The sequence below is a fragment of the Granulicatella sp. HMSC31F03 genome (genome assembly GCF_001807725.1).
In the GTDB taxonomy this organism is placed as follows: Bacteria; Bacillota; Bacilli; order Lactobacillales; family Aerococcaceae; genus Granulicatella; species Granulicatella adiacens.
This window is the reverse complement of record NZ_KV790839.1, coordinates 1-3,412: the sequence shown is the minus strand read 5'-3', so window position 1 is coordinate 3,412 and position 3,412 is coordinate 1. Positions and strand designations below refer to the sequence as shown.

Here is a 3,412-nt window from a genome sequence, read left to right as displayed (position 1 = left end):
TTAGATTTTGAAAACCGACAAGCAAATGAAATTTCAAAAATGGAATTTTAATTGCTAGAGGTCGGGTCAAGCGTCGCACGCTTGCTCGGGGTTATAGGGGCGGAGTAAGCCCCTAATTTAGTACCGTAAAAATTAATTATACCTCTACTAAAAATCAAAAAAAAGACTGTTAGATAGAAAAAAAGAAGAGTAAAATTAGTGTATACATAAAATAAAAATTAAGGAGGTTTTATCTATGTTTAATCGTTTCAAAAAATATTTTGCTATGTTGTTTGTCTCTTTGTCATTTGCTGGTGTAATATTCCCTGCAGTGGTTTCTACAACAATTTATGCTTCTGAAGTCGATAATCAAATTGAATTGAACCAAGAAGAAATTGAAAAAGCGGCTGCTGTTTTAAGCGAGTTATTTTATGAAGAAGACGGAAAAGTTAAAATGAATAATTATGCAGTTTATAAATATAATAACTATATCCAACGTTCGAACAAAGAAGTGAGAAAATTTATAGCTGAACAGCGTAAGGATAAAAATAATGGTGTAGCTTTTAAAATTGACTTCATTTGGCTTGCTGGTTGTGCTTTGAATGAAACAGGAAAAGAAATAGCAGGATTACTAAGCCTTTCTGCTATTGCAAAAATTTTTGAAAGCGAAGAAATTAAAATAGGTGCAGCTTCTTTAATTGCAAAAATTGTTGAATATTTAGCTAGATTAGGAGTTAAAGGTAATTTATATATGATCGCTTTTGGTTTAGTTGTTAATGCCGTAAGGTGTGAAATGGGATGGACTTAATGAGTTTAAAAAATAAAATTTTGATTTATTGTTTTATTATCATTACGTTTGTTTTCAGTAGTTTGGTTTTAGGTAATTTGACTTTTGATTCTTTGATAAAAGTATCAACTTATTGGTTTGTTCCTTTTGTTTGTTGGGCTTTTGCTGATTGGTATATAGAAAAAAAAGAGGGACGTCGTTAAGACGTCCCTCTTTTTTGATGAGCAATTTTAATTCTAAAAAAGTGAATTAAAATTAAAAAATTTCCGACAGGAAATTTTTTTCTTCTTATCTTGATACTATATACAATCAACACGAATTTTAAAAACAGTCCTTAAACGCTGATATAAAAAGAAAAACCTTGACTTTTACCAGTGAAAGTTTTATGCTTTTTTTGTCGAGAAAAAAACATAATAGAAAGGTAGGTCAAGGTGTCTTTTAAATTCGAATTTATTTACATAGACATCGTAAATCAAAAATGGAAAATCGTCAAGTATTAAAAGACATTCGGAAGAATGGAAAAGTGAATGATTGGCAAGGAAAGAAAAAAGGAAATATTCAATATGCCGATTTACTTAGTGAACTTAGGTATCGAAAAGCAGACAGAGTAAAAGAATGTGCAGATATTTTACAGTTTACAAGAAATGAGGAAGGTCGATTGAAATTACACCAAACATGGTTTTGCGGTTCACGTTTATGTCCAGTATGTAACTGGCGGAAATCGTTAAAACATTCTAACCAGGTTATTCAGATTATCAATGAAGCAGTTAAAAGAAATCCTAAAGGGCGTTTCCTATTTTGGACGTTAACCACTAAAAACGTCTTTACAGGGAAAGAGTTAAATACAGAAATCTCTAAAATGAACAAGGCTTTTGATTTAATGATGAAGTACAAGAAAATCAAAAAGAATATGCTAGGATACTTAAAAGCTACAGAAGTTACAGTTAATCAAAAAGACGGTTCGTATAATCAACACCTACACGTTTTAGTGTTTGTTAAGTCGAGTTATTTTAATTCTAATGACAATTATATTTCTCAAGCAGAGTTAACAGAGTTCTGGAAGAAAGCTTTGAAGATTGATTACACACCTATCGTGAATGTAAAAGCAGTTAAACCAAAAGCCACTGAAAAAGAAAAAGGGGTAATTGGTGCAGTGTATGAAACTGCAAAGTATCCTGTAAAATCTATTGACTATTTAACAAACGATCGTCACGAAAATTTACAAAGAGTGGAAGATTTAGAAAAAGGGTTAAAGAGTAAAAGACTTATCTCCTTCGGTGGCATCTTCAAAGAAATTCGCAAAGAGTTACAACTGGAAGATGTCGAAAGTGGAAATTTAATTAAAACAGATTCAGAAGAAGATAAAGAGCCGACAACTGGGCAAGTGATTATTGCAAGGTGGAATTGGCAACGTCAAAATTATTATCTTGATTAAAATAATGCTATAATAATTTAGAAGTATGCACAGGCAGGACGAGCCTAGAATCGTCTCATAGGTTAGGCTACTTAAAAAGCAGTCTGCAGACTGCTTTTATTTTTTGATTTTATAAATGCTGGCATTTTGCCAGCATTTTTTAGTATGGTAAAATAGTGCCAGCAAAGTGCTGGCATTTTGTTGGCAAAGGAGTTTACTAAAATGGTTAAAAACGTTGTAAAGAAAGTAACGGTTAGACTTACTGAAGAAGAAAAAAGTGCCGTCATAATGCTGGCAAAAGAAGAAAATAAAAGTGTCCAAAATTTTATTTATGATAGAATAATGCCAGCACAATGCCAGCAAAATGCTGACACTAAAAATGATGAATTGGTGGCAGATTTAAAAAGACAATTACAAAAAAGAGAAGAAGAAATTCAAAAATTACACCAGCTAATTGACCAATCACAAAAATTATTACTCAATGAACAAAATAAAAATCAATTATTGTTGTCAGAAAATATTGATGAAAAAAAATCCTGGTGGCAATTTTGGAAATGATTTTTTTTTAGAAAAGGGGATTGGGGCTTACCCCAAAAATATAAAAAACGTCATCTTTAAGAGGTGGCGTTTTTTTATAAAATTCGTAAAAGGATATCCTTTTACCATGCTTGCAATAAGTAAAAAGTAATTTTATAAACAATAGCATTTGCTTATTGCAAGCATGGCAAAAGTCCGGACTTTTGCAACTTTTTCTAAAAACCAATCGAACCGATTTTTGATTTTTAGAAATTTTTGGGAGAACCCAACCCCCTCTTATTTGCAAAATAAGGTACCTTAGAGCGATTGTAAAAATCGAAAAAGGTTTTTTATTCAGTCGAATTTAAAACTTCAATACGTCCAATGGATCGACGTTAAAATTTAAGCTAAATGTTGTGAAGAGCATAAGGGGTTTTGTCCCCAAATCTTTGGGGAAGCCTGTAGTACAGGCTAAACGACTGGGGACAAAAAAAGGGGGTAGTACTCGGTTTTGAGTACATTTAGTTCTCAAAATTGAGTACTCAATAAACGTTGTTGTTATGCGATTTTTGATTTTTTGGAATTTTAATTGCTGTCGGCAAAATCGTAAAAACGAAATAGAAAAATAAAACAAGGGCGAACGAAGTGAGTTCATTTACCCTTGTTTTATTTTTTTATTTTGTTAGATTTTGAAAACCGACAAGCAAATGAAATTT

Annotated in this window: 4 protein-coding genes; all 4 read left to right on the top strand. The window is 31.6% G+C overall.

From position 1 onward, the window contains the following. Positions 1-235 precede the first annotated feature (235 nt). The 4 genes from HMPREF3106_RS00760 to HMPREF3106_RS00745 all read left to right on the top strand — a co-directional run bounded on the left by HMPREF3106_RS00760 (position 236) and on the right by HMPREF3106_RS00745 (position 2,738). Positions 236-787 (top strand): hypothetical protein, encoded by a 552-nt coding sequence (locus HMPREF3106_RS00760; RefSeq protein WP_070443788.1) that lies wholly within the window; start codon positions 236-238, stop codon positions 785-787. After that, entirely contained in the window at positions 778-969 is a 192-nt protein-coding gene (locus HMPREF3106_RS00755) for a hypothetical protein (RefSeq protein WP_070443785.1), read from the top strand. Before HMPREF3106_RS00760 ends, HMPREF3106_RS00755 begins: the two co-directional genes overlap by 10 nt. Before the next feature lie 275 nt (positions 970-1,244). Beyond that, positions 1,245-2,201: a protein rep gene (locus HMPREF3106_RS00750; protein WP_070443782.1), complete on the top strand. Its 957-nt coding sequence runs from the start codon at positions 1,245-1,247 to the stop codon at positions 2,199-2,201. A 201-nt stretch (positions 2,202-2,402) separates the two neighbouring features. Further along, positions 2,403-2,738 (top strand): plasmid mobilization protein, encoded by a 336-nt coding sequence (locus HMPREF3106_RS00745; RefSeq protein WP_070443779.1) that lies wholly within the window; start codon positions 2,403-2,405, stop codon positions 2,736-2,738. Positions 2,739-3,412 lie beyond the last annotated feature (674 nt).

What these genes read in the sequence shown, in the direction of transcription:
- HMPREF3106_RS00745 (WP_070443779.1), top strand. Translation starts at nt 2,403, where the DNA reads ATGGTTAAAAACGTTGTAAAGAAAGTAACGGTTAGACTTACTGAAGAA.
- HMPREF3106_RS00750 (WP_070443782.1), top strand. Translation starts at nt 1,245, where the DNA reads ATGGAAAATCGTCAAGTATTAAAAGACATTCGGAAGAATGGAAAAGTG.
- HMPREF3106_RS00760 (WP_070443788.1), top strand. Translation starts at nt 236, where the DNA reads ATGTTTAATCGTTTCAAAAAATATTTTGCTATGTTGTTTGTCTCTTTG.
- HMPREF3106_RS00755 (WP_070443785.1), top strand. Translation starts at nt 778, where the DNA reads ATGGACTTAATGAGTTTAAAAAATAAAATTTTGATTTATTGTTTTATT.